At 75.2% G+C, this 483-nt stretch carries 1 protein-coding gene; it reads left to right on the top strand.

Features of this window, described 5'->3' with window-relative positions; genetic code table 11:
• Window positions 1–483: condensation domain-containing protein (locus LPA54_RS37190; RefSeq protein WP_228984876.1), on the top strand; the 483-nt coding region annotated here is incomplete at both ends.

Below are 483 nucleotides of genomic sequence, written 5' to 3'. Positions count from 1 at the left end.
CGCCGCTTCGACCTCGCCCGGCCGCCCCTGCTGCGCTCGGGCGTGTGGGAACTCGCCGAGGACGACCACGTCGTGCTGATCAGCCTGCACCACGCGGTGACCGACGGCTGGTCCAAGAACGTCCTGCTCGACGAACTCGCCCGGCACTACCACGCCCGCCTGCGGGGCGAGAGCGCCGCGCTGCCGCCGCTGCCCGTGCAGTACGGCGACTTCGCCGTCTGGCAGCGCGACCGCGCCGACAGCGGCGCCATGGAGCCCCAACTCGCCTACTGGGAAGCCGCCCTCGACGGCGCGCCCGTGCTCGACCTGCCCACCGACCGGCCCCGTCCCGCCGCGTTCACCGGCCGGGGAGGAGCCGTCGAGATCGACCTGCCCCACAACCTCGTCGGCCGGGTCGACGACCTGGCGCGGGAGCACGGGGCCAGCCGCTTCATGGTGCTGCTCGCCGCCGCGCAGGCCGTGCTCGCCCGCTGGAGCGGACAG

The sequence above is a fragment of the Streptomyces sp. DH12 genome (assembly GCF_020873895.1).
Lineage (GTDB): Bacteria > Actinomycetota > Actinomycetes > Streptomycetales > Streptomycetaceae > Streptomyces.
Note: the sequence above shows the minus strand (reverse complement) of the source record. Positions and strands in the feature narration are given on the sequence as shown.